We start from the raw sequence: 25,396 nt of genomic DNA, 5'->3' as shown, positions 1-25,396 counted from the left end.
CGACGACCGCCTGCCCGATTTCAGCGAGATGCGCCGAAAAGCCGGCGGGGTTGCTCAGACCATGCCAGCGTCGGCATGACCGTCGTGACAGCCTGCAACGGTTCAGCCTCGCCCCTCGCCGTTCGGAAGCGTGAAGCACACCGAAGCGCCGCCATCAGGTCGATTTGCCGCGCTGATTTTGCCGCCGTGCGCTTCGACGATTGTTCGAGAGATCGATAGGCCAAGTCCCAAGCCTGCTGACTTGGCCGAAGTAAAGGCCTCAAAGACGTCGGCCATGATGGTCTCGGGTATACCGGGGCCCTCATCATTCACGATAACTTCCACATGGGCATTTATGGGCTGTGCGTAGATGGCGATACGGCAGGGACCACCCGCGGCCGCCTCGCAAGCATTGTGGATCAGATTGATCAACACTTGCTGGATCTGGATGCGATCAGCAAAAACACGCAGAGCAGGATCGATTTCACATGACACTGTCAGGTCGGCCACGCCTGCGGTCGCCAGGATCAGAGCCTCCTCTACCAACGACGACAATACGATGGGTGCCTTTTTACCATCGCTTGCCGCCGTCATGGCGCGGACGGAGCGAATGATATTCGCCGCGCGATCAGTGGCCTCCAAAGCGCCGTCGATGCACGCGTTAAAGTCCTGACTGATGCCCTCATGACCCGCCATGCGCCGTGCGGTGGATAGATAGTTGGACAGGGCCGTAAGCGGTTGGTTCAACTCGTGCGCAAGCGTCGAGGTCATAACGCCAATGGCGCTCGCCCGCGACAGATGGATCAGTTCGGACTGGAGAGCCTGCACCTGTTCCAACGCAGCCTTCTCGCTCGTTATATCCTGCTTGGTCCCGAAGATACGAACCGATGTGCCTGCCTCTTGCTCAACTTGCGCGGTCACACGGACCCAGCGAACGTCCCCGTCCTTGCGTCTGATCTGAATGTCCAAAGCGAAGCCCGTGCCCGCGTTTATCGCGTCTGTACGTATGCGCTCCAATTCGTAACGGGAGTGAGGCTCGTAAAGCTCGAGAGTAGCCTCGCGGTCAACAGGTGCACCCCGATCCATTCCAAAGATGTCGTAGACCATGTTCGTCCATGTCAAATGTCCACTGAGAATGTCGTATTCCCACACTCCGATCTTGGCCAAGGTCGAAACCCGTTCAAACATCTTCTTGTAGTGGGCAGCCGGCGCATCTTCGTTCATCGAGGATTCCCCTGACCCGTAAGACCTGTTTCTATCATCAAGAAAACTACGCCTGAAAAGTGAACGCGGTTTGTGACGGGCTTGTGCCATGATCGGCAGCACGCGACGCACAGTTTTGCTTTGCGGCCTTGGCGCCCGCCCACAACCTGACGTCTTAATGTACAGGAGATTTTACTTTCCTGGCTCCACAGCGGTATTCTTCACGTGGAGATCGAACCAGCCGATCATCTCGTAAAGCGTGTGCAGCACGGATTCCCGGCCACGATAACCGTGGTCTTCATGCGGCAGCATCACCAGCTTCGCCGTCCCCCCTGTGCCCTTGACCGCGGCAAACATCCGCTCGGACTGGTCGGGAAAGGTGCCTGAATTGCTGTCGTTTTCGCCATGGACCAAAAGGATCGGTTCATTGATCTGGTTCGCCGCCATGAACGGGCTGAGGCGGTAATAAGTTTCCGGTGTGTCCCAGAACACGCGCCGCTCCGATTGGAATCCGAATGGCGTAAGTGTGCGATTATAGGCCCCAGAACGCGCAATGCCGGCGCGGAACAGATCGCTGTGGGCCAGCAAGTGCGCAGTCATGAACGCGCCATAGCTGTGGCCGCCCACACCCACTCTTACCCCATCACCGAACCCGCGTTCGACGGAGAAATCAATGGCGGCCTTGGCGCTGGCGACGACTTGCTCGATGAAGGTGTCGTTGACCGTTTCCGGATCGGACCCGACCACGGGCATGGCTGCGCGATCAAGCACGGCATAGCCCTGCGTCAGGAAGAATAGGTGCGAATATCCCCCGACCCGGGTGAAGCGATAGGGCGTGTCGCGGTTTTGCCCCGCGGTCGCTGCATCGTTGTATTCCGTGGGATAGGCCCAGACGACTACAGGCAGCTTGTCGCCAGGCGTGTAGTCTGCGGGCAGATAGAGCGTCGCTGTCAAATCAACCCCGTCGGCGCGCTTGTACGTCACCACTTCGCGCTTGATCCCGGTCAATTCGGGATGAGGATCGGGAAAGTCGGTCAGGAACCGGGGGCTTCCGCCGGCATGCAGCCGCACATTTCCAGGGTTGGTCGGGCTTTCATAGGAGGTGACGAAGGCGCTGCCGTCCTCGGACAAGACATCCACCACGGTTTCAAACGCCTCGCCGGAGTTGCGCCACAACTCCTCTGTTTCCAGGGTGGCAAGATCAAAGCGGCGCAAGAACGGACGATAGCCTTCCGGTGTCGCGCCAAGGCCTGACAGCAGCAGCTTGCCATCGACCATGCGCGCCACCTGACTGCCGCGATCGGTGTAAGTGAACAGCGGGCTGCCGGGGTCGTTATAGGCATCCTGCGCATTGCGGATGCCGATCTGGCGCGGCGGCTGGTTCCCGTTCACATCGATCAGCGTTTGGCGGATTTCCCGCGTGTCGCGATCATAGTCATAGGCAATCAGATCGTCTGAACCTTCGATCCCGAAAGCGCCCGAAGCCCGGTCTTCCATCTGCATCAGTAACCGTGCGGCACCGGTGAAAGGCGCGGCCAGCGCCAACATGTTGTCGCGATTGTCGGTCTTCACACGCGGATCGCCGCCGTCCTGCGCCTCGACCCACACCAGCATCGCATCTTCGGTCGGATGCCACTGGATGTTGCGCCGTCCCGTGATCACGCCCTGCACCGGCAGGGCATCGGCAAGCGGTCGCTGGGCGATCATCTCAACCAGTTGTCCGTCGCGGGTATAGACCGCGCTCGACAGCGGAAAGCGTGACCACGGTACCTGATAGGAAAACGGCTTTTCCAGCCATTCCATCAGGAGGTAACGGCCATCGGGAGAGGGGGCAACCGAAGTGTAGATACGCGGGGTCCCAACCGCGCGGCTGGAGCTGCCATCGGCGGCCACGATCACCGGCTGCGTCGTGGTAAGCCACGCAAACAGCGCCTCGTCATAGGGGTTTTCCAGCAAGTCCTGATAGGTTCGCGTCTGCGCTTCCTCACCGCCCGACGCACGCTGGATCGCGGGTCCGCTGGGGGTGAGCGATTTGGTCGGCACTGCGCCGCGACCGGCGGGAATGGTGAGCGCGAGCAACGACCCATCGGGCATCCAGCCTGGCGACTGGAAGATCGGATTGACCCCGCCTGTCATCACCCTGCGCGCCTGCGCGCTGCTGGTGTCGAGCACGTAAAGATCAATGCCATCGGCGCGGGTATTGGTGAACACGACCTTGGAACCGTCCGGTGCCCAGGCGATGCGCGAAAGGTCGGCATCAGCGGGCAAAGCAACGGGTCGTACCGCGCCGCTGGCGATATCCTGCAATGACAGACCCACCTGTGCGCGCGTGCGATACCGATCATTGGTCGATTGATCGAGCCGCAATCCCGCCAGCTTTTCCATCGGCTTGGCCAGATCGGCCACCGGCGGCAGGGCTTCGCGTTCGATCAGGAGGATCTGATCGCCGCCAGGAGAGACCGACGCGCTCGGACTGGGGGCGCGGGTCACAATGTCGGTCACGTTGGCTGGCGGTGTCTGGTAACCGTCCTGCGCGATCACGGGCGACGCGAAGCCAATGGCCAAGCCGCTGGCGATACCGGTCGCAGCGATCAATCGGAACTTCTTGTACAAGGCACTTCTCCCTCGGCGCTGTTCTTGGCGAAGAGGCCCGGCCTGAGCAAGCGTCGCGGGACCGGAAGGGATCAAAACAGGCAGAAGGATGCCCCCCGTCGGTATCACATGACAGGTTGGCGCCAGACAACAGGAGCCCGGTTCGATGCGAGACGACCGCGCAGGCTGGCGGCGCAAAACACGCCGGAAAAAGCCAAGGTCGGCTGATTAGTGGGGCGAAAGTGGCGCATCACCGCCCATATGCCGCGGTTTTGTGCGGGCCCCTTCACTGCCTTCAACGACAGAGAATGCGGTGGGGGTCGTTGGCGGAGCGGGTGGGATTCGAACCCACGATACGCTTGTGACGTATACACACTTTCCAGGCGTGCGCCTTCGACCACTCGGCCACCGCTCCGTCTGCCGGTTAGGGCAAGCACGCGCCACTAGCCGCGAATGGATTGCTTCGCAAGGCGCGTGGTGGCACCAATGTGGGCTATGAGAATTGTGTTGCTCGCCGCCACGGCTGCCCTCGCTCTTGCCTTGCCTGCGCTGGCTCAGGATGAACCCAAGGGCGCGCCTGCGCCGTCCGAGATTGTCGCGGCTGCGCCGGCCGCTGATTGGGTGGGGATTGCGGCGGAGGACCTGCTGGTGATGACGCTTGCACCGGACGCTGACGGCACGCCGCGGCGGGTGGTGATCCAGCTGATGCCCGAGCCGTTCTCGCAAGGCTGGGTGCACAATATCCGCCTGTTCGCGCGCGCCGGCTGGTATGATGGGATTTCGGTGAACCGGGTGCAGGATAATTACGTCACCCAGTGGGGCGATCCCAATTACGACAACCCGGAAGCGACGGGGACGCCCAAGCCCTTGCCGGAAGGGCTGAAGGTGATGGCGGAGGCGGAGTATGTCAGCCCAAGCTGGTGCGGGCATCACGTTTGTCCACCTCTGCCGCCTGTCGGTGCGGTCGGAACCAAACAAGACGACACATACGGAGCCGCCAGTATTGTTCGAGGCTGGCCACTCTCGAGCACCCCGGGAACATCAGAGGTATGGCCCACCCACTGTTACGGCATGGTCGGCGTGGGGCGGAACTATTCACCTGACACCGGCTCTGGCGCGGAGCTATATACCGTGATCGGCCATGCACCGCGCCACCTCGATCGCAATATTGCGCTGGTGGGCCGCGTGATCGAGGGGATGCAGCACCTCTCTTCTTTGCCGCGCGGCTCCGGCGCGCTGGGGTTCTACACTGCAGCGGAAGCGGATAAGCGCACGCCAATTCTGTCGGTGCGGGTGGCGAATGATCTTCCGGCCGATGAGCAACCCATAATGGAATATCTCTCGACCGAAAGCGCCACCTTCGCCACCTACGCCGAAGCCATTGCCAACCGCCGCGATCCGTTCTTCATCACCCCCGCTGGCGGCGCAGACATCTGCAACATCCGCGTGCCCGTGCGCCGCGTGGCGGGCGGCGGTTGAACCGCGCTCTCTTCCCTTACGGAACACGCCGCTTTTCTGGGCGTTTTCCCCCTGGCACCCCACAAGCGCAAGAAAGGACAACCCATGAAAATCGGTGATCGCAAGGAGTTTCAGAGCAAGGCACCGCCGCTCACCTGCACGCCGGACACCATGGTGTTCGATGCCGTCACGCAGATGGCCGACCGCAATTTCGGTTCGGTGTTCATCACCGATGCCGAAAACCGCGTTCTGGGCGTAATGACGGAGCGCGATATCTTCCGCCGCGTGATCGGCGAAAGCCGTGACCCACGCACTACCCCGGTAAGCGCCGTGATGACGACCGAGGTGCGCATGGCCCACCGCGACGATAACGTGCTGGAATGGCTGCAGGTGATGTCGAATGAACGTTTCCGCCGCCTGCCGATCGTGGATCAGGACAAGCGGCTGGTCGCCGTGATGAGCCAGGGTGACTTCGTCGCCTACACCTGGCCGCAATTGCTGGGCCAACTCAGCCAGCTGGCGCAGGCAACGCTGGCACCGGCCTTCAATCCGATCGCCATTGTGGGCGGGATTGTGGTGTATTCGCTGCTCCTGGTCGTGGTGTTGCTGACGTTTATCTGACGATCCGCGAAAACGCGCAAACCTTACCGAGGCCTTCAGGCGGATGGGCGCACTCCACGTGATCCAGTCCGATCACCGCTTACGATGATTCTCCCTATTGCCGCTCCGCCTGCGCCACCGCATCGCTGGCGCGCAGAGCCGAAAGGATCCGGTTGAGGTGCCCCACATCCTGCACCTCGACTTCGACGTCATAGGTAACAAAGGGATGGTCAATCTGCGCCTGGATCAAGGTTTGCACATTCGCCTTGTTCTGCGCGAAGATGCCCGCCATTTCAGCAAGCGTGCCCAGCCGGTCGTAAATCGTCACTGACAGCTTGCCCACCGCGCCAACCGACTGGTTGCCCCAGGCCAGATCAATCCAATCACTATCGACCCCACTGGCCAGTTCCATGCAGTCAATGGCGTGGACCAGCACCGTGTCGCCCTTGCGGCGGATGCCGACGATGCGGTCGCCCGGCACCGGGTGGCAACACAGGGCAAGATCGAACGCGACCCCAGGGGTAAGGCCGCGGATCGAGATTGCACGCTCGCGCCGTTCCCAGTGAATGGTGTCCTCGATCCCTGCCGTGCAGCCGGGAACCAGTGCTTCCATCACGTCGCGGTCGTCGATCTTGGCCGCGCCGATCGCGTACATCAGGTCGTCCGGCTCATCGAGGCCGAGCCGTTCCACCGCAGCGCGGATCGCTTTCTTGCCGATCCTTGCCGGTACGCGTGCGGCGATCTCGTCGAATAGCTTGGCGCCGATTTCAGCCACTTCGGCGCGTTCTTTCAACCGCACCGCGCGGCGAATGGCAGCGCGCGCCTTGCCTGTCACGACAAAGCCGAGCCACGATAGCTGCGGCGAGGCGTGCGGGTTCTTGATGATCTCGACCACATCGCCATTGCCCAGCGGTGTGCGCAACGGCACATGCCGCCCGCTGATCTTCACGCCTGCGGTCTGCAAGCCCAGATTGGTATGGACTGCAAAGGCAAAGTCCACGGCCGTCGCGCCCTTGGGCAATTGGAACAGCGCGCCCTTAGGCGTGAAGGCGAAAATGCGATCCTGATAGATCGCCATGCGCGTATGTTCGAGCAGTTCTTCGGCATCGTGGCTTTGTTCGACGATCTCGATCAGGTCACGCAGCCAGCCCACTTGGCCATCGGCGGTATCGGCCTGCTTGTACGCCCAGTGGGCCGCCAGGCCGAATTCGTTGCGGCGATGCATTTCGCGCGTGCGGATCTGCACTTCCACCCGCATCGATTTTTCGTACACCATGGATGTGTGTAAGGAGCGATAGCCATTGGTCTTCGGGGTCGAAATGTAATCCTTGAACCGCCCCGGCAGGGCCTGCCATGTGGTGTGGAGAATGCCCAAGGCACGGTAACAGTCCTCCTCGGTCTCGGCCACCACCCGGAACGCCATGATGTCGGTGACTTGTTCAAAATTGACATGGCGTTCGGCCATCTTGTGCCAGATGGAAAAGGGATGCTTTTCGCGGCCCGACACCTCGACGCGAAGGCCGGCTTCGGCGAGCCGTTGCTTTACCGTCAACGCAATCGCATCCACCTGCCCGCCGGCCTGATTGCGCAGCATATCAAGCCGGTTGGTGATGGTGGTGTAGCCTTCAGGCTCCAGTTCGCGGAACGCCAGCGCCTGCATTTCTCGCATATATTCGTACATGCCGACCCGCTCTGCCAACGGGGCATAGATATCCATGGTCTCACGCGCGATCCGCTGGCGCTTTTCCGGCGATTTGATGAAATGCAGCGTGCGCATATTGTGCAGCCGGTCCGCCAGCTTGACCAGCAGCACGCGGATGTCTTCGGACATGGCGAGCAGGAACTTCCGGAGGTTTTCTGCCGCCCGTTCATTCTCGGGCATGGCCTCGATCTTGGAAAGCTTGGTCACGCCGTCGACCAGCCGCGCCACCTCGGGCCCGAAATGCGCCTCGATATCGTCAATCGTGGCAAGGGTATCCTCAACCGTATCGTGCAAAAGCGCGGTGATGATGGTGGCCTGATCGAGCTTCAGATCGGTCATCAATCCGGCGACTTCAACCGGATGCGAGAAATAGGGATCGCCGCTCGCGCGTTTCTGAGTGCCGTGCTTCTGGACGGTGTAGACATACGCGCGATTGAGAATCGCCTCGTCGGCGTTGGGATCGTATTCGAGGACTTTCTCGACGAGTTCGTACTGGCGTAGCATTATTCTGGAATATGGGCGTGGGCCCGATGTGGGGCAAGGAATATCGCGCCTTGCCCCACATCGCCGATAGCTGCCTTAGGACCAGGTCGCCCGTGGCGGCAGGCTCATCAGGATCGCGTCGATATTACCGCCGGTCTTCAGCCCGAAGATCGTGCCGCGATCATACACCAAGTTGAATTCGGCATAGCGGCCGCGGTATTCAAACATCTGCGCGTCATCGACAGCATCGAACGGGGTGTTCATCCGCCTGCGCACGATTGCGGGGAACGCTTCGAGAAACTGTTTCCCGATATCCTTGATGAATTCGAAATTGGCGGCGAACCCGGCATCATCGGCGCATTCCAGATGATCCGCAAAGATCCCGCCGACCCCGCGACCGACCTGACGGTGAGGGATATAGAAATACTCCTCGGCCCACTTGGCATAGCGTTCGTAATAATCAGCGCCGTGTGGATCGCAGGCCGCTTGCATCGCGGCGTGGAACAGGGCTGTGTCTTCCTCGTAAGGGATCGGCGGGTTCAGGTCCGCCCCGCCGCCAAACCATGCCTTGGTCGTTGTCAGGAACCGCGTGTTCATGTGGACGGCGGGCACGTGCGGATTGGTCATGTGCGCAACCAGACTGATACCGGTAGCAACAAAACCGGGCGCATCGGCGCTCGCGCCGTTGATGGAACCGGCAAATTCCTTGGCAAAGCTGCCGCGCACGGTCGACACATTGACGCCGACCTTTTCAAACACCTTGCCCTTCATCACGCCCATCACCCCGCCACCGGGATCGGGATTGCCCTCCTCTTCGCGGTTCCAGGGCGTGAGCTGGAAACGGGCATCGGATCCGGCCTCACGCTCGATGCTCTCGAACTCGGCGCAAATCTGGTCACGCAGACTCTCAAACCACACCTTCGCTTGCGCTGTCTTGTCAGACCAATCCATAAATTTCGTTCACCCTCAGCTGGTCGAAGGGTTGTCCTTCGCGTCAACCAGCGGATTAGAAGAAAAGGCGACGCTTCGACAAGCTTGGCATGAACGGTTTTTGTTGCAGGCGGGGAGAAAGCCAGCGATGGACGCGGCATGGTTCCCGCTATGTTCGCCCCTTTCGCCTTTGCCGGGCATGAATTGCTGCTTGGCCAAGGCCGTGCGCTGTACTGGCCGGCGGAGCGGGCCTTATTGGTTGCAGATCTACACTTGGAGAAGGCCAGCTGGTTTGCACAACGCGGGTCAATGCTGCCCCCCTATGACAGCCGCGACACGCTCGAACGCCTAGCCGACGCTGTGCGATTGACCGGCGCGCGGCGGGTGATCACGCTGGGGGACAATTTCCACGATGATGCCGGCGCGCTGCGGCTGGATGCCCATTGCACCGGGATGCTCGAAGCGCTTACCCGGTCGCTCGACTGGGTGTGGATCACCGGCAACCACGATGAGGCTTTGCCCAGAGATTTTGGGGGCACGATTGTGGCGGAATTGGAGGTTGGCGGAATCACGCTGCGCCACCAAGCATGCCCCGGAGAAACCCGGCCCGAGCTTTCAGGCCACTACCACCCCAAGCTGCGCGTGAATGTCCGCAACCGCCATATCGCCCGCCCCTGCGCTGTCATGGGACGCAGCGTCGCCGGAAGTGATCGCAGCGGAGCCGATCGCATGATTCTCCCCGCTTTTGGTACGCTGACTGGCGGCATGGACGCTGGTGCACCGGAAATCTGCGCTGCCCTGCAACCCGCCTTGCGGATCGAAGCACTGATGCCGGCCCGCGGCCAAATTGCGCGGTTTCCACTATGGCAGGCAGCGGTGTAAGACTCCACCTAGCGCCCGGACACGTTTCGCACTATGGAGCGCCCGATACGTAAGCAACGACAGGAGAACACCCCATATCACGTCCACCCCGGCGCTCGATGGCCCCGCCCGTAAAAAGCGGCCCTCGGTTTGATACCATGATCAATGTCCCCAAGGTCCGCGTCATCGATGACGAAGGCGAAAACCTTGGCGTGATGTTCACCCGCGAAGCGATTGAGCAGGCCAATGAAAAGGGCCTGAACCTCGTCGAAGTGTCCCCCAATGCGGACCCGCCGGTTTGCAAGTACCTCGATGTCGGCAAATTCCGCTACGAAGCGCAGAAGAAGGCCAACCTGGCGCGCAAGACGCAAAAGACCCAGGACATCAAGGAAGTGAAGATGCGCCCGAACATCGACACGCATGATTATGACGTGAAGATGCGCAACGTCACCAAGTTCATCGACAATGGCGACAAAGTGAAGATCACCTTGCGTTTCCGTGGCCGCGAAATGGCACACCAGCACCTCGGCATGGATCTGCTGAAAAAGGTTCAGGAAGACGTCGCCGAAGTGGCCAAGGTTGAAGCCTTCCCCCGGCTGGAAGGCCGCCAGATGCTGATGGTGCTCGCACCCAAATAGGCAACGGGCAATTTCATGCGATGAATGGGGGTGGATCAGCACGATTCGCCCCCTTTGTTGTTTTGGTCAGAATCTGATGCAAGCGCATCGTGAACAACATCTTGCAATCAATCGGTGCCACGTAGTCCTCCAACAAAAGGGAACGACCGATTTCAGGTTAAACTCGGCCCCGCCTAGGTCCCGTCTTGCCCCGTCCCGATGGCCTCTAGACCCACATCAGGTGCCCTGCTGGGATGCCTGCCGCGACATAAAATACCGACCTCTGGCCGTTAATGCTCTCACGCCACCTTTGCATCGCGCCAAACCAAGTGGCGCTGCTGGAACGGGCTGCCGCTGAATAGCCAATTCTCCGGCCGCGCACAGCCAAACGGCACAATAGTTGGTTCGCGAAGCCATAGCTTTGCGGCAATATGCTGCTTAATTTCTGACAGATGCCGGAATTGTAAGGAATTTGCCCTTCACATTCGGCGAAAGGCGTTGATCGGAAGGGCTGGCCGGGCGAACCTTGCGGATTGACAAATAGCCGAGTAGCCCAAGTGAGATAAACGGCACGAGGGGAGTTCGCAGCGCATGACAGCACGCCGGATCGGCCTGCTCCTTGGCCCGCTAGCGCTTGTCGTCACCCTGCTTGTCGCTCCGCCCGCTGGAATGCCGCCGGGTGCGTGGTTGGTTGCGGGCCTTGTGGTGTGGATGGCGGCCTGGTGGATGACCGAGGCGGTCCCCCTTGCTGTCACGGCGCTTCTACCCTTCGTGGTTCTTCCCTTGGCAGGCGTGTCGAATGCCAATGATACCGCGAGCACCTATTACTCGCCCATTCTTTTCCTGCTGCTGGGCGGCGCCTTCATTGCCCTCGCGATCGAGCGCACCGGACTTCACCGGCGGTTGAGCCTTGCCATCCTCAGGATGGTAGGGGCGGATGGTGGGCCTGCACGCCTGCTGCTGGCGTTCATGATCGCAGCGGCGCTTTTATCGATGTTCATCTCGAACACATCGACCGCCTTGATCATGATGCCGATGGCGCTGGCTGTGCTGGAGGGGGGGGCACCGCGCTCGGGCAGCGCAACAGGCGGACAAGAGGAGCCGCCGTTCCAAGACGGTATCTTCGGAGCCTTGCCCATGGGCATTGCCTTCGCCGCCAACATCGGTGGCCTTGGCACCATCGTCGGTTCTCCTACCAATGCCATTGCGGTTGGCCTGATGGACGAAATTGCTGGCGTACAGATCACGTTTGTGGAGTGGGCGCTCTACGGCATTCCTCTGGTGATGTTGAGTGTGCCTTTGGCTGCTGCAATCGTCGGCCGGGTGCTTCGGGTGGCAGACCACCCGTTCGATCTTGTCGCCGCGCGCGCTACGATTGCAGATCACGCACCATGGACGACGCCCGAACTGCGCCTTGTACCGTTATTCGCCCTCACCTTCGCCGCTTGGGTTACACAGCCGCTGATCGCACCACTGCTACCGCCCGGATCGTGGACGGACGGCACCATCGCCGTCATCGCCGCGCTGGCGCTGTTCCTGCTGCCCGACGGCACTGGGCGCCCGCTGCTGGTGTGGAGGGAGGCCGAGCGTGCCCCCTGGAGCGTGATCTTCATGTTCGGCGGCGGCCTGGCACTGGCTGCCGGGATGCAGGCTTCAGGCCTTGCCACCTGGGTGGGCCAGGCGCTTTTGCCGCTGGCAGATTGGCCGCTGGTGCTGGTCGCCTTGGCGGTGGTTGCGCTGGTGATCGTGGTGACCGAGTTTGCCAGCAATGTCGCAACGGCCACGGGGATCGTGCCGGTGGTTGCCGCGCTGGTCGTGGCGCTGGGCGCGGATCCGGTGCTGCTCGCTCTGCCCGCAGCGCTGGCATCGAGTTGGGGGTTTATGCTTCCTGCCGGGACGGGGCCAAATGCGATCGCCTGGGCAACCGGGCGCATCAGGATCGGGGCCATGGTCAAGGCTGGCGCTCTGCTGGATGTGGCCGGCATCGTTTTGATCGTCAGCGTGGTGTGGGGGATCGCGGCGGTGGTCTGAGGCGGACCAGGCTAAAAAGGATTGAGCCTGCGCGCCTAGTATCTCGCTCGTGCATCCTTACAATATCAGCCATGCGCTTTCGCCAAAACGACAAACCCCAACGCACGGCTGGCCCGCTGTTCCAGCCGGAAACCTATGTGGATGCCGCCACCCGGCAGCGGCGGCGGGTTCCGGGACTGGCGTTGATGGCGCCTATGATAATCGCTTTCGTCTGGATGATGTGGGAACACGGCGGCATGATCGCATGGGCCGTTTCGCCATCCCGCCTGTCCGAAGGTCGCTTCGAACTGATCGTGCTGCATATCTTTGCCCACGGCGGACTGCTGCACATCGCGTTCAATCTGTTCGCGCTTGCGGTGCTCGGGCCGGTCGTCATGGAGCGCCTCGGCCCCCTTCGGCTAACCAGCTTTGCCTCTTTCATGGTGCTGTTTTTCGGCGCTGGCCTCGGCGGTTTTGCCTTTTGGCTTGCGCTCAATCAGAACAGCGACATCCCCATGCTCGGCGCGTCCGGTGCGATCTTCGGGCTGCTGGGCTTTTTGATGCGTCAGCCTGACCCCCAGGGTAATCCGGTGCCGCTTTTCAGCCCGCAGCTTGCTCGCGCCATGGTCGAATGGATCAAACTTCATGTGCCGCTGCTGGTGCTGTTCGCGATCCCGCTGCTATTTGGCGCCAGCAATTTCGGCCTGGCATGGGAGGCGCATCTGGGCGGCTTTATCGCCGGACTGCTGCTCTGCGGCCCCATGCTGCGATGGACCGGTGGCGGGCCGGATTGGGTGGTGGTCGAGTGAAGGCAGCCTGGTGCCCTATCCGCGCCACTCCCGACGCTCTTCAGCGGCGCGCAAGACTTCATAGCTGGTCTGGATCAGTTGGAACTGCTTGGCAGCATCAGCATCGCCGGGCTTCACGTCGGGGTGTACTTCCTTCGCACGAGCACGGTAGGCCTTCTTCACCGCGTTGAAATCGGCATCCGCTTCCAGTCCCAGGACCTCGAGCGCGCGCATCTCATCGGCGGAACGCGATCCATCGCCTGATCCGGCCCAGCCATAATGCGCCGATTCGGTGTAGCCAGCGCTTTCCTGCCGCTCGGCATTGGCGCGCTCCTCTTTTTCGGCCTTGTCGAGACCTTCGAAGTAATCCCACTTGGAGTTGTATTCGGCCGCGTGCTTCTGGCAAAAATACCATCGGTCACGGCTATTGGGCGCCTTCGGCGCAGGGCTATTGCCCGGTTCGTCACAACCGTGGCGATCGCACATCCGCACATTGGTCGCCTCCTGCGAAGACCCGTAAGGACGCCAGCGCGGGAAGCCCCAGTCAATCGAACGACGCGCGCCGCTCATGCGAAGGTCCGGAAGTGGCAGGGCAGAATGTTGTTGGTCGATTTTTTCACACGCCCAACCTAGGCGCAGTGGCGCGCAATGGGAAGGCGTGAGAAGCGGGAACGGGTTGCGATGTGAAATGTTGCATTGCAGCAAGGTCCAAAAGGACTTGCCGACCGCCGCATACGAAAGATCGCCCGATGAGCCAGCAATTGACCCTTTCCAGCCTGTTCTGCGTCCTTGCGCTGGCCAGTTTGTGCGTCGTTACCGCGGCGCGCGAGCTTGGTGGTGCGAATGCACCGGTGATCGTGGAACAGGCAGCGGTCGCGTCCGGCCTGTTCCACGGCTGACGATCAGTTGATGATGACCGAAGCGGCGCGGCGGTTCTGCGCCCATGCCGATTCGTTTGAGGCGAGAGCGACCGGGCGCTCCTTGCCGTAACTCAGCACCGAAATGCGGTTTGCGTCCACGCCGAGGCTGACCAGATAGGCCTTGGCCGCGTTGGCCCGGCGCTCACCCAAGGCAAGGTTGTATTCCCGTGTGCCGCGCTCATCGGCATGGCCTTCGATGGTGAACGTGATCTGCGGAAAGCGCGCGAAATACTGCGCCTGCGCCTGCAAGGCTGCGGCATCCTGCGTATCGACATTGTAGCGATCGGTATCGAAATAGATCGTGGTTGACGATCCGACCGCCCCGGCGAAGTGCGCCTGCGTACCAACACCGGCGCCAGTGGGCTGCATGGGGCCTGTGGGCTGAGTCGAAGCGGCGGTATCGATCGGAGCCGGCGGAAGCGCTTCGGGTGCCTTCTTCGAACAGGCGGCAAGGCCCGTCGCCGAAGTCAAAAGCAGGATTGTCGCAATCTTCATATTCATCGCTTGTTGTCCTTTCACGTGAGTTATCAAGGCCGGATCGGGCCCCAGGCAGGGTCGGAGGCATCGACCGGGGTTGGCAGGCGCCGTTCGTTCTGACCGGTCAGATCGACCTGCCAGATGCCTGATCGCCCCGTGTTTCTTTCCGTACGGAAGAACTGGATGATGCGGCCGTTGGGCGCCCAGGTTGGCGCTTCGTCCTGCCAGCCGCGGGTCAAAACGCGCATCCCGCCGCCACTGGTGTTCATCACCGCAACGTTGAAATCACCTGCGATCCGCGTGAACGCGATCTGATCGCCGCGCGGGCTCCATTCGGGCGTGGCGCAACGTCCTCCAAAAAAGCTGATGCGCTTCTGATTTTTGCCGTCGGCATCCATCACATAACACTGCTGGCTGCCCGAACGGTCGCTTTCAAACACGATCTTGCTGCCATCAGGCGAATAGCTACCGCCCACGTCGATGCCGGGATTGTCGGTCAACTTGACGCTCGCCCCGCCGGTCGCCGGCACTCGGTAGATGTCGGTGTTGCCCGAGACCGCCATGGCGTAAAGGATCGACTTGCCATCGGGTGACCAGCGCGGGGCGATGGTGGGGTTGCGGTTTTCAGTCACCAGCGTCTGCTTGCCGGTTCCGATGTCATAGACATAAATGCGCGGATTGCCGTCGACATAGCTGAGATAGAGGATCTTGGAGTAGTCAGGCGAATACCGCGGGGTGAGCGCGGTGGCGCTGCCCAGCGTCAGAAAGCGATGGTTTGCCCCGTCGCTGTCCATGACCGCCAAACGCTTGACCCGGCGGTCCTTGGGACCGGTTTCCGCGATATAGGCGATGCGGCTATCAAAGAACGGGCTTTCACCGGTGAGGCGGCTGAAGATGAGGTCGGAACACTTGTGCGCCGCGCGCCGCCAGTCACCCGGCGCGACCACCCAGCCTTCGCGCACCAGTTCGTTCTGTAAGGCAACGTCATACAAGTAGCAGCCGACCACCAGCCGGCCATCGTCGCGCGCGCGGACATAGCCATGCACCAGCATCTCTGCGCTGCGCCCGCTCCATGTGCTGAAGGCAGGCGCCGTAATCTGAGTGAATTCGGGTTGTGGCAGGCTATCGGGGCCGACGGGCTTGAACAGGCCATTATTTTGCAGATTGGCGGTGATGACGCGAGCAACCTCGCGGCCCAGCGCGCCGGTGCCCGCTTCATTCGCGGGTGTGGCGCGGTCGCGGTCGGTAGCGAAGGCGGGGATGGCGATGCCGATGTCCGACCAGGCGCTTTCGTCGGTGACGGTGCCGCGGAGCGGGCCTTCGCCGTCGTCGCCCTCGACAGCCACGCTTTCGACAGGCTGGTCCACACCAATGGGAGCGCCAAGATCCTGTGCGCCAGCGGAGGCAGCCATCAGCGCGACAGAAGTCATCAGGAGAAGTTTTTTTGTCATGTCAAAGCCTTCGATCGAATACCCATTCCAGCGCTTTCCAGCGATCATAGAATTGGTCAGGAAGATTAAAAGGAGCAGCGCGCTGCACCGCCCGGATAGCACGTTCACAATGCAGGGCTGATTGCGGACGATTACTGTCGTTGATACTCGCCGCATCAGTCCGGCAACGGGGCGTGCCGCGCAGTGTCCCGTCGGTATTAAGATCCCAGGATACAGTAGAAACCAGCAATTCCGTGTCTAGCCCGGACGGCGCCGCCCAATGCGGGCGCAATTGGCGGGTAATGGCCGATGACAGGGCGGCACGTTCCGCACTGCCAAATCGGGCGGCTGGTGCGCGGGTTTCCTGCGTGGACGTCGAGGCGCCTTGGCCCTCAAGAAAATCATCCCCGATACGGCTGCCGCCACTGCGTTGAACGGGACGCGCGGGCACTGGACTGCTGGCAGGGCGCGGCGCGGGCGCGGAACTGGCGCGCGCTGCCGGTGCACGCTCTGACCGGGACTGAGCGGGCGCAGGCGCCGGGGTGGGCCGAGCTGCCCGCGAAGGCTGAGGTTGTGGCTGGGCGGCGCGGGTTGGCTGCGCGCGCGGCTGCGGTGCGGGCGCACGTTCGGCCCGCTGGGGCGGGGTTGGCGCGGGTTCGGAAGCAGGTTCAGGCGCGGGCACTGGTGCGGGCACATCCGAAAGGGTGGGCGCAATCGCGGCGCGGCTCTCGGCGACAGGGTCCGGCGCGGTGGCTTCAAGCCCTACGTCGGAGGCAAGACTGACCGTCATCCGCTCTGGATAGACCGAAATCTCGCTCCGCACGGTCTGCATCAACAGCACGGCCACCAGCGCGCCATGGAGCACCACGGCAGCGGCGAGGCCGAGCTTTTCCTCATTGCGGAACGCTATCTCTCCCATCACTTCACCGACTATGGGGCCGAAACTGAACCATCGGTGACCAGCGAAATCGAAGTGAAGCCCGCCCTGCCCAGTTCGCCCATCACGGCCATGACGCGGCCATAATCCAAGCTGCGATCCCCACGCAGCACCACCAGCGGTTGTTCGCCGCCGCGATCAAGCGCTTCTAGCGCGCGCGGGAGGCGGCCAGGCTCCACCGCTTCGTCCTCGATATAGATCACGCCCGCCCGGTCGATCGAGATCGTGATCTGATCGGGTGCCTCCTCCACCGGCGCCGCGCGGCTTTCCGGCAGTTCCACCGGCACGCCGACAGCAGGCAACGTGACTGTCAGCATGAAGATGATGAGCAGCACCAGCATGACATCGACCAGCGGCGTGACGTTGATCTCGGCCATGGCGGCACGGCGTTTGCGCTTTCCCCGGCGGCGGGAGGCCCCACCCTTGCCCATCAGCCCCATACCCATCAGGCGCGGTCCAACTCGCGGCTCAGCCCCGTATGGAGCTTGTCAGCGAACCGCTGAAGCACCGCTTCATAACGGTCCACCGCGCCGCCGAAGCGGTTGTAGGCGATCACTGCGGGGATCGCGGCAAACAGGCCAATTGCGGTTGCAAACAGTGCCTCGGCAATGCCGGGCGCGACCACGGCGAGCGAGGCGCTTTGCTGGGCGCCGATCTGGAAAAAGCTGTTCATGATGCCCCACACCGTGCCGAACAGGCCCACAAACGGCGCCACTGACCCAACGGTAGCGAGGAAGTTCAGCCGTCCTGCCAGCTCATCGGCTTCTGCGCCGATCTGGCTGTCCATTGCAGCGGCAATGCGCTGGCGGGTAGCATCACGGTCGACGGGCTGCTTGGTCGTGGACTTGCGCCATTCATCCAGCCCAGCGGCGGCCACGCGCGCGGCAGGAATGTCCTTGCGCGCCTGTTTGGTGAGCAGGCTGTCGCGATCGCGCTGTTCCCAGAACTCGTCTTCGTAGGCGCGGGATTTCGTCGTCAGCGCCCCGATCCGAAGCGAAAAGGAGACGATGATCATCCACACCCAGATGCTGGCAAGGATCAGGCCAACCATCACGGCCTGCACGATGATGTCGGCCTGCAGGAACAGTTCGACCGGATCGAGCCGGGTGGGCGTTGTAGCAGCAGCAGCACTGAGCAAATCGAGCGTCACAGGTTCAGTTTTCCTCGTTCATGAAAGTCTGAAAAGACTCGCGCCAGGGCGCAGGCTGGCGGCGGGGACGGCCATCCAGAGTGATGAAGCCGACGCGCAGATTCGCCTCGCAAAGCGTCTCTTCTCCCCGGCGCGCAATCTGGTGCATACGGCAGGACGCAGCGCCCAATTCCGTGCAGCGCGTTTCGATCACCACGTCGTCATCCAGCTTGGCCGGGCGCACATATTTGAGATTAACTTCAGACAGCGCATAGGCGCCCATCCCGTTCTCGATCGCAGCACGCTGATCGATACCGAGCAGACGCAGAAGATCGCTGCGTGCGCGTTCAAACCAGCGCAGATAATTGGCGTGGTACGTGATCCCCGAAAGGTCGGTATCCTCATAATAGACCCGCACGGCATAAAGGTGCCGCGGGCCATCAAGGACGCCGCCAGGGGGGTTGGGAGAGATCATCACAGGCCACCTAGCGCAGCGGCGAATCGCTGCAAAGTCGGCAGTTGCAATTTGTCGATGAACAGCGTCGGAACGAGGGCTGAGCGCCTTCAGCGCGGTGCGATCATCGGTCCCAGCGGCTGCCCACCGAAAATGTGAACATGCAGGTGCGGCACTTCCTGACCGCCATGTGCGCCGATATTGGCCATGAGGCGGTAACCCGGTTCCACCAGTCCCCTGGCGCGCGCCACCTCGCCCACGGCGCGCACGAAGCCGACGATTTCTTCGGCGCTGGCTTTGGCGCTGAAGTCGTCCCAGCTGACATAGCGTCCCTTGGGGATCACCAGCGTGTGCACCTCGGCCTGCGGGTTAATATCTTCAAAGGCGAAGGCCCAGTCGTCTTCGTAAACCTTCTTTGCAGGGATTTCTCCGCGCAGGATCTTCGCGAAGATATTGGCGTCATCATACGGCAAGGTCGGGTCGATCGGCATCATTTGCTCCGTGAAGCTTTTTCGGCGAGGCCGGACAGGCCTTCACGCCGGTCAAGTTCAGCCAGCACCTGTTCGAGGGCAACACCCTTTTCTGCGAGCAGCACCATCAGATGAAACACCACATCCGCCGCCTCGCCCACCAATTCGGCCTCGTCACCAGCCAAAGCGGCGATGATCGCTTCGGTCGCTTCCTCGCCCAGTTTTTGCGCGATGGTTTTCAGACCCTTGGCATGAAGCTTCGCGACGTAGCTTTGTTCTGGCGGAGCCTTGAGGCGCTGGACAATCGTGGCTTCTAGACGGGTCAGGGTATCCATAGCGCTCTTTTCGATCAAACGCCGCGCGCAGGCAAGCCTGCCGCTCGCAAGGCGGCGTGCGCTTCGGCGATAGTGTGGGTGCCGAAGTGGAAGATGCTGGCAGCCAGCACCGCGCTGGCATGGCCCTTCGTCACGCCTTCCACCAGATGATCAAGGCTGCCCACACCGCCGCTTGCAATGACCGGAACGCTGACAGCATCGGCAATCTCGCGTGTCAGGGCCAAGTCATAGCCGCGCTGAGTCCCATCCCCATCCATGCTCGTCACGAGTAATTCCCCTGCGCCCAGCGCAGCGACCTTCAGCGCATATTCCACGGCATCGATCCCGGTTGGCTTGCGTCCGCCATGCGTGAAGATTTCCCAGTTTCCGCGAGGGGTCCGACGCGCATCGACACTGGCGACCACGCACTGACTGCCAAAGCGTTCGGCAATATCGCCGACCAGTTCTGGCCGGGCAACAGCAGCGCTGTTCACGGCCACCTTGTCCGCCCCTGCCAGCAAGAGCGCACGCGCGTCCTCCGCGCTGCGCACGCCGCCGCCCACAGTCAGCGGCATGAAACACACCTCCGCCGTGCGCCGCACCATATCGAGCAGCGTGCCGCGCCCTTCGTGGCTGGCAGAAATGTCGAGGAAACACAGCTCGTCCGCACCAGCCGCGTCATAGGCACGCGCCTGCTCGACCGGATCGCCAGCATCTTTTAGGTCGATGAAATTGACGCCCTTGACCACGCGACCATCAGCCACATCGAGGCAGGGGATGACGCGGATGCGGACAGTCATCGGGCAGGGCTTAGGGTGACGGTCATTTCGGGTTCCTTGGGCGCGACGGGGGTATCACGCGACGCGTGGATCGCGGCGGGCCACAGGCAGCTAACGAAGAAGGCTCCTGCCATGCCATAAACCAGTCCGTTCTTGCCGTAGCGCGGCGAGAGGTAGCGATCCGCCAGCAGCGCGAGGCCAAGGAAGACCACAATGTTGATCAGCGCAATGGTGGCCGTCCCGACCGTGATACCGGCAAGGAAGGTGAGGCTGAGAAACATGAAGCCCATCAGGCGCATGATCAGGACCGCGAGCCGATTGCGAGCGCCGCCGCCAGATCGAGCCGTCCTTCGTACAATGCGCGGCCTGTGATCACTCCCTCGATCCCCTCATGCGCGTGCAGAGCGAGCATATGGATGTCGTCCAGCCCTTTCACGCCGCCGCTGGCGATCACCGGGATGTCGACGCGGCGGGCGAGATCGACGGTGGCTTCGATGTTCACGCCCTTGAGCAAACCGTCACGACCGATGTCGGTAAACAGCAAGGAGGCGACGCCTGCGTCCTCGAATCGGTGGGCAAGCTCGGTCACGGGCACATCCGAGACCTCGGCCCAACCCTCGGTCGCAACCATGCCGTCCTTCGCGTCGACCGCGACGACAATGCCGTTTTCCCACTCTCGCGCCATGTCCTTGACGAAATCGGGATTCTTGAGCGCCGCCGAGCCCATCACCACTCGCGCCACGCCAAGGTCGAACCAGCCCTCCACCGCTGCTGCGTCGCGGATGCCGCCGCCCAGTTGCACGTAGCCGGGGAAAGCCGCCACAATCGCCTCCACTGCCGCGCGGTTGCGGCTTTCGCCAGCAAAGCTGCCATCAAGATCGACCACATGGAGGTGCTCTGCCCCCGCATCGGCGAAGATCAACGCCTGCGCCGCCGGATCGTCGCCGTAGATTGTCGCACGGTCCATATCGCCTTCGGAAAGGCGCACCACCTGGCCGCCTTTGAGGTCGATGGCGGGGAATACGATCATGCCAAAATCCTTCTCACGCCAAAATCCTCACGGGCGCCACTCCAGAAAGCGGCGGAGCATGGCCAGACCGAACGCCTGACTTTTCTCCGGGTGAAACTGCACGCCAAGGATGTTGTCCCGCGCAACCGCGGCCACCAGCCCTGCGCCATGGTCGGTCATCGCCGCAACATCTGCGCCATTATCCGCGGCGAAATGATAGGAGTGCAGGAAATAGGCCTCACCTTCGTCGATGACCGCGTGATCGCGTGCATGGGGCATCACCGCGACATCGTTCCAGCCCATGTGCGGCACCTTGATCGCAGGGTCGGTCGGTACAATCAAACGCACTTCGCCCGGCACCCAGCCAAGGCCGGGCGTCGTGCCATGCTCAAGCCCGCGATCCGCCAGCAATTGCATACCCACGCAGATGCCCAGGAACGGCGCGCCTCCGACAAGGACGCGCTCGGCCATGGCTTCGACCATGTGCGGGATCGCGTTCAGACCTTGCGCACAGGCCTTGAAGCTGCCGACGCCCGGAAGCACGATCCGGTCTGCCGCACGCACCACGGAAGGATCGGCAGTGACCGTGACACTTGCATCGGCGGCTTTCAGCGCATTGTGAACCGAGTGTAGGTTGCCCGCGCCGTAATCGACCAAGGCAACGATCTCACCCACCGAGCTGCCCCTTGGTGCTTGGGATTGCCTCGCCCTTGCGCGGATCGCGTTCCACCGCCTGCCGCATCGCGCGGGCAAAACCCTTGTACAGGCTTTCGCAGATGTGGTGATTGTTACTGCCGTACAGCAGTTCCATATGCAGTGTGATCCCGGCCGCCTGTGCGACCGAATGGAACCAGTGCTCGATCAGCTCGGTATCCCATTCCCCCAGTTTTTCCTGCGTGAACTTGGCTTTCCACACCAGATAGGGCCGCCCGGAAATATCCAGCGCCACCCGGCTCAGCGTCTCGTCCATGGGCGAATAAGCCGCGCCGTATCGCCCGATGCCAGCCTTATCGCCCAGCGCCTGCGCGATCGCCTGTCCAAGGGCAATGGCCGAATCCTCGGTCGTATGATGCTGATCGACATGAAGATCGCCTTTCACCTTCATCGTCACGTCGATGAGCGAATGGCGGCTGAACTGTTCGACCATGTGATCGAGAAAGCCAATACCGGTCGACACATTATAAGTGCCGGAACCGTCAAGATTAACGGCAATGGCGATGCCGGTCTCGGTGGTGTTGCGCTCTACCGAGCCAGTGCGGGCGGGGATGTTGGGCATGTGCGGCGCTATAGTCCGCTGGGCTCGCAAGACAAGCATGACGCGCATGTCCCAGCGAAGCCGGGCCAAACCCGTGCGGTGGTGGCGCTTGGGGCTTGACCTCGTGCCCGTGCGGCGTCACCACTTGCCGCGACATGAACAGCGACGCGCCCGATAGCCTCATCCCCTACGACGAAATCGTGCAGGAAGCCCTGCGTGCCGTAGTTGGCCGGGTGCTGGGCTCGATTGTAAGCAGCGGCAGCACCCTGCCCGGCCCGCACCATTTCTACATCACATTCAAGACCGGCGCGCCCGGAGTTTCGATCCCGCCCCACCTTCGTGAGCGGTTTCCGGACGAAATGACCATTGTTCTGCAGAACAAGTTCTGGGATCTTGAAGTTCTGCCGCACAGCTTCTCGGTTGGCCTCACATTCAATCAGGTGCCGGCCAAGCTTTCGATTCCCTTTGCCGCGATCACCGCATTCGTTGACCCAGCGGTGGATTTCGGCCTCCAGTTCCAGGCTGCGGTCGAAGCGCTGGAACCCGAAGTCCATGACGACGCTGAGAACGACGGACCGGATACCGATCCGAATGGTTCGAATGTGGTCTCCGTCGATTTCGGACGGAAGAAGTAGGGCGATGGCGCGGCGCAAGTCTGTTGGCAGGCCCACCGCCGCGCCTCGGAAAGCAGGGGAAAGTCGAATGCCTTCGCCCAATCCCATCACAAATATGGTGATCGTCGACGTCGTTCTGCGAGGTGCCAGCGTAATCCTGCGTCGACGGGTCGAAAAGGGATTGCTGACCAACTCGTTCGCTGCCGATCAAGCGACAAAGCTGGTCGACAAGCGCGGCATTGTCAGCACATTTGCCTTGTGGGGCGCAAGCCGGCTCGCGATGCGCTCACCAATCGGGCTGGCTGTTGTCGCTGGCGGGCTCGCCGCCAAAGTGTTCTACGATCGGGGCAAACTGCTTGAACCCAAGCGTCGCTCCAGCAAACGGGTAAAGCCCGATTCCTGATCGCCGCTTGATTTAGGCCGCTGTGTTGGTGCAACGGAGCCTATGGGCGACATAACAGATCAATCCGAAGATCGGCTTCACCGCCGCGGCCTCATGTTTATTCTGTCCTCGCCATCGGGCGCAGGCAAGACCACCTTGTCGCGAATGCTGCTGGCCAAGGACACCGAGATCAAGCTCTCGGTCTCAGCCACCACGCGCACGCCACGCCTCGGAGAGATCGACGGCGTGCATTACCACTTCGTGAGCGATGCCGAATTCGATCAGATGGTCGAAGAGGACGATTTCTACGAGTGGGCCCATGTATTCGGCCATCGCTATGGCACGCCCAAGGGCAAGATCCGCGCCGCGATGAAGGATGGCCAGGATTTCCTGTTCGATATCGACTGGCAGGGCACGCAGCAGCTGTACCAGAAGGATCAGCAAGACGTGGTGCGGGTGTTCATTCTCCCGCCCTCAATCGACGAACTGCACCGCCGCCTGGCCGGCCGCGCAACCGACAGCGACATCGTGATTGCTGCCAGAATGGAGCGCGCCCGCGCCGAGATCAGCCACTGGGACGGCTATGACTATGTCATCATCAACGATGACGTGAACCTGTGCTTTGAAAAAGTGCACGCGATCCTTGAGGCTGAACGCATGAAACGCGCCCGGCAGACAGGCCTCATCCCGTTTGTACGGGGCCTGATGGGCGGCAACTGATCGCAGCACGCTGACATTCTTCAACGCGCGCAGCAGTACGATCATAAATGCCATTTCGGGTACAGGGCGCTGGGCCCGCGTCAGCGGCCCCAGCAATAATCCCTGATCTCACGAATTTTCAACCGGATTATTCCGGCGGTATCTCATCAGGCCCGCGACCTGGTTCGTCGATATCCGGCGGGGTCGGTTCGGTTTCGGGGGGTGTTGGCTCGACCGGCTCGGTCATGGGCGGCGGCGTTTCGATTGGCGGTGTGACCGGCTCGATCGTGTCGGGTGAAATTGGGGGAATTGAGGCCATGAATTGTCTCCAATGGTTTCGGGACAGTAGCTTGTATCAAGCATTCCGAACGCGGAATGTGCCACGAGCCTCGGCAACTGATCCCACACGGGCGCCGCTTTGGCCGTTGGCGATGCAAAAAGGACCGCCGGATTGCTCCGACGGCCCTTTACCTATTTCCTGGCGAAGGGCGTCAGCCCTTCCCACCGGGGTCAGCAAAGTGGTTCGGCAACAGCGCATTGACGATACCACCATCGACCGTCAGCGTTTCGCCCACCACGTAATCGCCTGCGCGGCTGCACAGGTAGATGGCAGCCGCAGCCATGTCTTCCGCCGTGCCGATACGCTTCGACGGGATCCCGGCCGCGCTGGCATCGGGTGCGTCCTTGGCGGCCTTGTTCATCTCGGACGGGAATGCTCCCGGCGCGATTGAGGTGACCACAATGTTGTCTTCGATCAGCCGCGCCGCCATGCGCCGGGTCAGCTGGATCACCGCAGCTTTCGACGCCTGATAGGCATAGGTTTCCCACGGATTGATCCGCAGGCCATCAATCGACGAAACATGGATCACCTTGGCGGGATGCCCGCTTTGACCCGCTGCAACCAGAAGATCGTGCAACTTCTGCGTGAGGAAGAACGGCGTCTTGACGTTGAGGTCCATGGTGCGGTGCCAGCCAGCCTCGTTGAAGTCGAGGTACGGCTGGCCCCAGGCAGCGCCCGCGTTGTTGATGAGGATATCGAGCTGCGTTTCGCGCGCTTTCAGTTCATCGGCAAGGCTGACCATACCCTCCATCTGGCTAAGATCGGCCGGAATGCCGATCACGCGGTCCGCGCCAAGCTCATCAATCGTGGCCTGCATCTGATCACGCTTGCGCGCCGAGATATAAACCCGCGCGCAGCCCGCCGCGAGCAGGCCTTCGACGAACATCTTGCCAATCCCGCGGCTGCCGCCAGTGACCAAGGCAATGCGCCCTTCAAGTCCGAAAAGTGATTGAATGTCCATGTG

General features: G+C 61.7%; 30 protein-coding genes and 1 tRNA gene. 10 read left to right on the top strand and 21 right to left on the bottom strand.

Going from position 1 to position 25,396, the window contains the following annotated elements:
* Window positions 1-102 precede the first annotated feature (102 nt).
* The 3 genes from ACRANW_RS05840 to ACRANW_RS05830 form a co-directional block, all read right to left on the bottom strand.
* Window positions 103-1,203, bottom strand: a complete 1,101-nt coding sequence (locus ACRANW_RS05840) for a sensor histidine kinase (RefSeq protein ID WP_479433589.1) — start codon at window positions 1,201-1,203, stop codon at window positions 103-105.
* Window positions 1,204-1,374: 171 nt separating this feature from the next.
* Window positions 1,375-3,795 carry a S9 family peptidase gene (locus tag ACRANW_RS05835; protein WP_479433588.1) on the bottom strand — a complete coding sequence of 807 codons (2,421 nt, stop codon included), beginning with the start codon at window positions 3,793-3,795 and terminating at the stop codon, window positions 1,375-1,377.
* Between the two features lie 303 nt (window positions 3,796-4,098).
* A tRNA-Ser gene (locus ACRANW_RS05830) sits at window positions 4,099-4,189 on the bottom strand.
* Window positions 4,190-4,269: 80 nt separating this feature from the next.
* Between ACRANW_RS05830 and ACRANW_RS05825 the strand changes: the two genes are divergently transcribed.
* The gene (locus ACRANW_RS05825) at window positions 4,270-5,253 is read left to right on the top strand and encodes a peptidylprolyl isomerase (protein ID WP_479433587.1); all 984 of its coding nucleotides are present in this window, start codon (window positions 4,270-4,272) and stop codon (window positions 5,251-5,253) included.
* An 84-nt stretch (window positions 5,254-5,337) separates the two neighbouring features.
* Entirely contained in the window at window positions 5,338-5,853 is a 516-nt protein-coding gene (locus tag ACRANW_RS05820; protein WP_479433586.1) for a CBS domain-containing protein, read from the top strand.
* Between the two features lie 94 nt (window positions 5,854-5,947).
* On the opposite strand, the gene ACRANW_RS05815 is transcribed toward ACRANW_RS05820, so the two are convergent.
* Both ACRANW_RS05815 and hemF read right to left on the bottom strand, forming a co-directional pair.
* Entirely contained in the window at window positions 5,948-8,038 is a 2,091-nt protein-coding gene (locus tag ACRANW_RS05815) for a RelA/SpoT family protein (protein WP_479433585.1), read from the bottom strand.
* A 75-nt stretch (window positions 8,039-8,113) separates the two neighbouring features.
* Entirely contained in the window at window positions 8,114-8,968 is an 855-nt protein-coding gene (gene hemF / locus ACRANW_RS05810; RefSeq protein ID WP_479433584.1) for an oxygen-dependent coproporphyrinogen oxidase, read from the bottom strand.
* A gap of 150 nt (window positions 8,969-9,118) precedes the next feature.
* Here hemF and pdeM point away from each other — a divergent pair, with 150 nt between their 5' ends.
* The 4 genes from pdeM to ACRANW_RS05790 all read left to right on the top strand — a co-directional run bounded on the left by pdeM (window position 9,119) and on the right by ACRANW_RS05790 (window position 13,244).
* Entirely contained in the window at window positions 9,119-9,829 is a 711-nt protein-coding gene (gene pdeM / locus ACRANW_RS05805) for a ligase-associated DNA damage response endonuclease PdeM (protein WP_479433583.1), read from the top strand.
* Between the two features lie 98 nt (window positions 9,830-9,927).
* Entirely contained in the window at window positions 9,928-10,446 is a 519-nt protein-coding gene (gene infC / locus ACRANW_RS05800; protein WP_479433582.1) for a translation initiation factor IF-3, read from the top strand.
* Window positions 10,447-11,016: 570 nt separating this feature from the next.
* On the top strand, window positions 11,017-12,456 hold the full coding sequence (locus tag ACRANW_RS05795; protein WP_479433581.1) for an SLC13 family permease: 1,440 nt from the start codon (window positions 11,017-11,019) through the stop codon (window positions 12,454-12,456).
* A gap of 71 nt (window positions 12,457-12,527) precedes the next feature.
* Window positions 12,528-13,244, top strand: coding sequence for a rhomboid family intramembrane serine protease (locus ACRANW_RS05790; RefSeq protein WP_479433580.1), 717 nt, complete (start codon window positions 12,528-12,530; stop codon window positions 13,242-13,244).
* A 15-nt stretch (window positions 13,245-13,259) separates the two neighbouring features.
* Here the strand turns inward: ACRANW_RS05790 and ACRANW_RS05785 are convergent, their stop codons facing one another.
* A complete protein-coding gene (locus ACRANW_RS05785; RefSeq protein ID WP_479433579.1) occupies window positions 13,260-13,793 on the bottom strand; it encodes a J domain-containing protein in 534 nt (177 codons plus the stop codon).
* 179 nt (window positions 13,794-13,972) lie between these two features.
* Between ACRANW_RS05785 and ACRANW_RS05780 the strand changes: the two genes are divergently transcribed.
* Window positions 13,973-14,122 carry a hypothetical protein gene (locus tag ACRANW_RS05780; RefSeq protein ID WP_479433578.1) on the top strand — a complete coding sequence of 50 codons (150 nt, stop codon included), beginning with the start codon at window positions 13,973-13,975 and terminating at the stop codon, window positions 14,120-14,122.
* Between the two features lie 3 nt (window positions 14,123-14,125).
* Here ACRANW_RS05780 and pal read toward each other — a convergent pair whose 3' ends face one another.
* The 13 genes from pal to hisB all read right to left on the bottom strand — a co-directional run bounded on the left by pal (window position 14,126) and on the right by hisB (window position 22,418).
* Window positions 14,126-14,644, bottom strand: a complete 519-nt coding sequence (gene pal / locus ACRANW_RS05775; protein ID WP_479433577.1) for a peptidoglycan-associated lipoprotein Pal — start codon at window positions 14,642-14,644, stop codon at window positions 14,126-14,128.
* Between the two features lie 26 nt (window positions 14,645-14,670).
* Window positions 14,671-16,050 carry a Tol-Pal system beta propeller repeat protein TolB gene (gene tolB, locus ACRANW_RS05770; RefSeq protein ID WP_479433576.1) on the bottom strand — a complete coding sequence of 460 codons (1,380 nt, stop codon included), beginning with the start codon at window positions 16,048-16,050 and terminating at the stop codon, window positions 14,671-14,673.
* Window positions 16,051-16,072: 22 nt separating this feature from the next.
* Entirely contained in the window at window positions 16,073-16,969 is an 897-nt protein-coding gene (locus ACRANW_RS05765; RefSeq protein WP_479433575.1) for an energy transducer TonB, read from the bottom strand.
* 11 nt (window positions 16,970-16,980) lie between these two features.
* Window positions 16,981-17,433, bottom strand: a complete 453-nt coding sequence (locus ACRANW_RS05760) for an ExbD/TolR family protein (RefSeq protein WP_479433574.1) — start codon at window positions 17,431-17,433, stop codon at window positions 16,981-16,983.
* A complete protein-coding gene (tolQ, locus tag ACRANW_RS05755; protein WP_479433573.1) occupies window positions 17,433-18,137 on the bottom strand; it encodes a protein TolQ in 705 nt (234 codons plus the stop codon). Before tolQ ends, ACRANW_RS05760 begins: the two co-directional genes overlap by 1 nt.
* A 4-nt stretch (window positions 18,138-18,141) precedes the next feature.
* Entirely contained in the window at window positions 18,142-18,591 is a 450-nt protein-coding gene (locus ACRANW_RS05750) for a YbgC/FadM family acyl-CoA thioesterase (protein ID WP_479433572.1), read from the bottom strand.
* Between the two features lie 89 nt (window positions 18,592-18,680).
* Window positions 18,681-19,061: a histidine triad nucleotide-binding protein gene (locus ACRANW_RS05745; protein ID WP_479433873.1), complete on the bottom strand. Its 381-nt coding sequence runs from the start codon at window positions 19,059-19,061 to the stop codon at window positions 18,681-18,683.
* On the bottom strand, window positions 19,061-19,375 hold the full coding sequence (locus tag ACRANW_RS05740) for a phosphoribosyl-ATP diphosphatase (RefSeq protein WP_479433571.1): 315 nt from the start codon (window positions 19,373-19,375) through the stop codon (window positions 19,061-19,063). Before ACRANW_RS05740 ends, ACRANW_RS05745 begins: the two co-directional genes overlap by 1 nt.
* Window positions 19,376-19,389: 14 nt before the next feature.
* A complete protein-coding gene (gene hisF, locus ACRANW_RS05735; protein WP_479433570.1) occupies window positions 19,390-20,154 on the bottom strand; it encodes an imidazole glycerol phosphate synthase subunit HisF in 765 nt (254 codons plus the stop codon).
* The gene (locus ACRANW_RS05730) at window positions 20,151-20,432 is read right to left on the bottom strand and encodes a hypothetical protein (RefSeq protein WP_479433569.1); all 282 of its coding nucleotides are present in this window, start codon (window positions 20,430-20,432) and stop codon (window positions 20,151-20,153) included. The genes hisF and ACRANW_RS05730 overlap by 4 nt, the downstream gene beginning before the upstream one ends.
* A 2-nt stretch (window positions 20,433-20,434) precedes the next feature.
* A complete protein-coding gene (gene hisA / locus ACRANW_RS05725; RefSeq protein WP_479433568.1) occupies window positions 20,435-21,163 on the bottom strand; it encodes a 1-(5-phosphoribosyl)-5-[(5-phosphoribosylamino)methylideneamino]imidazole-4-carboxamide isomerase in 729 nt (242 codons plus the stop codon).
* A 27-nt stretch (window positions 21,164-21,190) separates the two neighbouring features.
* Window positions 21,191-21,817 (bottom strand): imidazole glycerol phosphate synthase subunit HisH, encoded by a 627-nt coding sequence (hisH, locus tag ACRANW_RS05720; protein WP_479433567.1) that lies wholly within the window; start codon window positions 21,815-21,817, stop codon window positions 21,191-21,193.
* Window positions 21,810-22,418, bottom strand: a complete 609-nt coding sequence (gene hisB, locus ACRANW_RS05715; RefSeq protein WP_479433566.1) for an imidazoleglycerol-phosphate dehydratase HisB — start codon at window positions 22,416-22,418, stop codon at window positions 21,810-21,812. The genes hisH and hisB overlap by 8 nt, the downstream gene beginning before the upstream one ends.
* Before the next feature lie 134 nt (window positions 22,419-22,552).
* Here hisB and ACRANW_RS05710 point away from each other — a divergent pair, with 134 nt between their 5' ends.
* From ACRANW_RS05710 to gmk, 3 genes are all read left to right on the top strand, one after another.
* Window positions 22,553-23,032: an SspB family protein gene (locus tag ACRANW_RS05710; protein ID WP_479433565.1), complete on the top strand. Its 480-nt coding sequence runs from the start codon at window positions 22,553-22,555 to the stop codon at window positions 23,030-23,032.
* A 94-nt stretch (window positions 23,033-23,126) separates the two neighbouring features.
* Entirely contained in the window at window positions 23,127-23,414 is a 288-nt protein-coding gene (locus ACRANW_RS05705; protein ID WP_479433564.1) for a hypothetical protein, read from the top strand.
* Window positions 23,415-23,456: 42 nt separating this feature from the next.
* On the top strand, window positions 23,457-24,113 hold the full coding sequence (gene gmk, locus ACRANW_RS05700; RefSeq protein ID WP_479433563.1) for a guanylate kinase: 657 nt from the start codon (window positions 23,457-23,459) through the stop codon (window positions 24,111-24,113).
* Window positions 24,114-24,240: 127 nt separating this feature from the next.
* Here gmk and ACRANW_RS05695 read toward each other — a convergent pair whose 3' ends face one another.
* Window positions 24,241-24,411 carry a hypothetical protein gene (locus ACRANW_RS05695; protein ID WP_479433562.1) on the bottom strand — a complete coding sequence of 57 codons (171 nt, stop codon included), beginning with the start codon at window positions 24,409-24,411 and terminating at the stop codon, window positions 24,241-24,243.
* A 172-nt stretch (window positions 24,412-24,583) separates the two neighbouring features.
* Window positions 24,584-25,393, bottom strand: coding sequence for an SDR family oxidoreductase (locus ACRANW_RS05690; protein ID WP_479433561.1), 810 nt, complete (start codon window positions 25,391-25,393; stop codon window positions 24,584-24,586).
* Window positions 25,394-25,396 lie beyond the last annotated feature (3 nt).

The sequence above is a fragment of the Erythrobacter sp. 'gip.4 top 5' genome (genome assembly GCF_056495765.1).
The sequence above is the reverse complement of the archived record's forward strand: the minus strand, read 5'-3'. Positions and strand labels throughout refer to the sequence as shown.

Bases quoted from the DNA above. Each gene is read 5' to 3' on its own strand.
- ACRANW_RS05840 (WP_479433589.1), bottom strand. From the start codon at position 1,203: ATGAACGAAGATGCGCCGGCTGCCCACTACAAGAAGATGTTTGAACGG.
- ACRANW_RS05825 (WP_479433587.1), top strand. From the start codon at position 4,270: ATGAGAATTGTGTTGCTCGCCGCCACGGCTGCCCTCGCTCTTGCCTTG.
- ACRANW_RS05820 (WP_479433586.1), top strand. From the start codon at position 5,338: ATGAAAATCGGTGATCGCAAGGAGTTTCAGAGCAAGGCACCGCCGCTC.
- ACRANW_RS05815 (WP_479433585.1), bottom strand. From the start codon at position 8,038: ATGCTACGCCAGTACGAACTCGTCGAGAAAGTCCTCGAATACGATCCC.
- hemF (WP_479433584.1), bottom strand. From the start codon at position 8,968: ATGGATTGGTCTGACAAGACAGCGCAAGCGAAGGTGTGGTTTGAGAGT.
- pdeM (WP_479433583.1), top strand. From the start codon at position 9,119: ATGTTCGCCCCTTTCGCCTTTGCCGGGCATGAATTGCTGCTTGGCCAA.
- infC (WP_479433582.1), top strand. From the start codon at position 9,928: ATGGCCCCGCCCGTAAAAAGCGGCCCTCGGTTTGATACCATGATCAAT.
- ACRANW_RS05795 (WP_479433581.1), top strand. From the start codon at position 11,017: ATGACAGCACGCCGGATCGGCCTGCTCCTTGGCCCGCTAGCGCTTGTC.
- ACRANW_RS05790 (WP_479433580.1), top strand. From the start codon at position 12,528: ATGCGCTTTCGCCAAAACGACAAACCCCAACGCACGGCTGGCCCGCTG.
- ACRANW_RS05785 (WP_479433579.1), bottom strand. From the start codon at position 13,793: ATGAGCGGCGCGCGTCGTTCGATTGACTGGGGCTTCCCGCGCTGGCGT.
- ACRANW_RS05780 (WP_479433578.1), top strand. From the start codon at position 13,973: ATGAGCCAGCAATTGACCCTTTCCAGCCTGTTCTGCGTCCTTGCGCTG.
- pal (WP_479433577.1), bottom strand. From the start codon at position 14,644: ATGAATATGAAGATTGCGACAATCCTGCTTTTGACTTCGGCGACGGGC.
- tolB (WP_479433576.1), bottom strand. From the start codon at position 16,050: ATGACTTCTGTCGCGCTGATGGCTGCCTCCGCTGGCGCACAGGATCTT.
- ACRANW_RS05765 (WP_479433575.1), bottom strand. From the start codon at position 16,969: ATGGGAGAGATAGCGTTCCGCAATGAGGAAAAGCTCGGCCTCGCCGCT.
- ACRANW_RS05760 (WP_479433574.1), bottom strand. From the start codon at position 17,433: ATGGGTATGGGGCTGATGGGCAAGGGTGGGGCCTCCCGCCGCCGGGGA.
- ACRANW_RS05750 (WP_479433572.1), bottom strand. From the start codon at position 18,591: ATGATCTCTCCCAACCCCCCTGGCGGCGTCCTTGATGGCCCGCGGCAC.
- ACRANW_RS05745 (WP_479433873.1), bottom strand. From the start codon at position 19,061: ATGCCGATCGACCCGACCTTGCCGTATGATGACGCCAATATCTTCGCG.
- ACRANW_RS05740 (WP_479433571.1), bottom strand. From the start codon at position 19,375: ATGGATACCCTGACCCGTCTAGAAGCCACGATTGTCCAGCGCCTCAAG.
- hisF (WP_479433570.1), bottom strand. From the start codon at position 20,154: ATGACTGTCCGCATCCGCGTCATCCCCTGCCTCGATGTGGCTGATGGT.
- ACRANW_RS05730 (WP_479433569.1), bottom strand. From the start codon at position 20,432: ATGCGCCTGATGGGCTTCATGTTTCTCAGCCTCACCTTCCTTGCCGGT.
- hisA (WP_479433568.1), bottom strand. From the start codon at position 21,163: ATGATCGTATTCCCCGCCATCGACCTCAAAGGCGGCCAGGTGGTGCGC.
- hisB (WP_479433566.1), bottom strand. From the start codon at position 22,418: ATGCCCAACATCCCCGCCCGCACTGGCTCGGTAGAGCGCAACACCACC.
- ACRANW_RS05710 (WP_479433565.1), top strand. From the start codon at position 22,553: ATGAACAGCGACGCGCCCGATAGCCTCATCCCCTACGACGAAATCGTG.
- ACRANW_RS05705 (WP_479433564.1), top strand. From the start codon at position 23,127: ATGGTGATCGTCGACGTCGTTCTGCGAGGTGCCAGCGTAATCCTGCGT.
- gmk (WP_479433563.1), top strand. From the start codon at position 23,457: ATGGGCGACATAACAGATCAATCCGAAGATCGGCTTCACCGCCGCGGC.
- ACRANW_RS05695 (WP_479433562.1), bottom strand. From the start codon at position 24,411: ATGGCCTCAATTCCCCCAATTTCACCCGACACGATCGAGCCGGTCACA.
- ACRANW_RS05690 (WP_479433561.1), bottom strand. From the start codon at position 25,393: ATGGACATTCAATCACTTTTCGGACTTGAAGGGCGCATTGCCTTGGTC.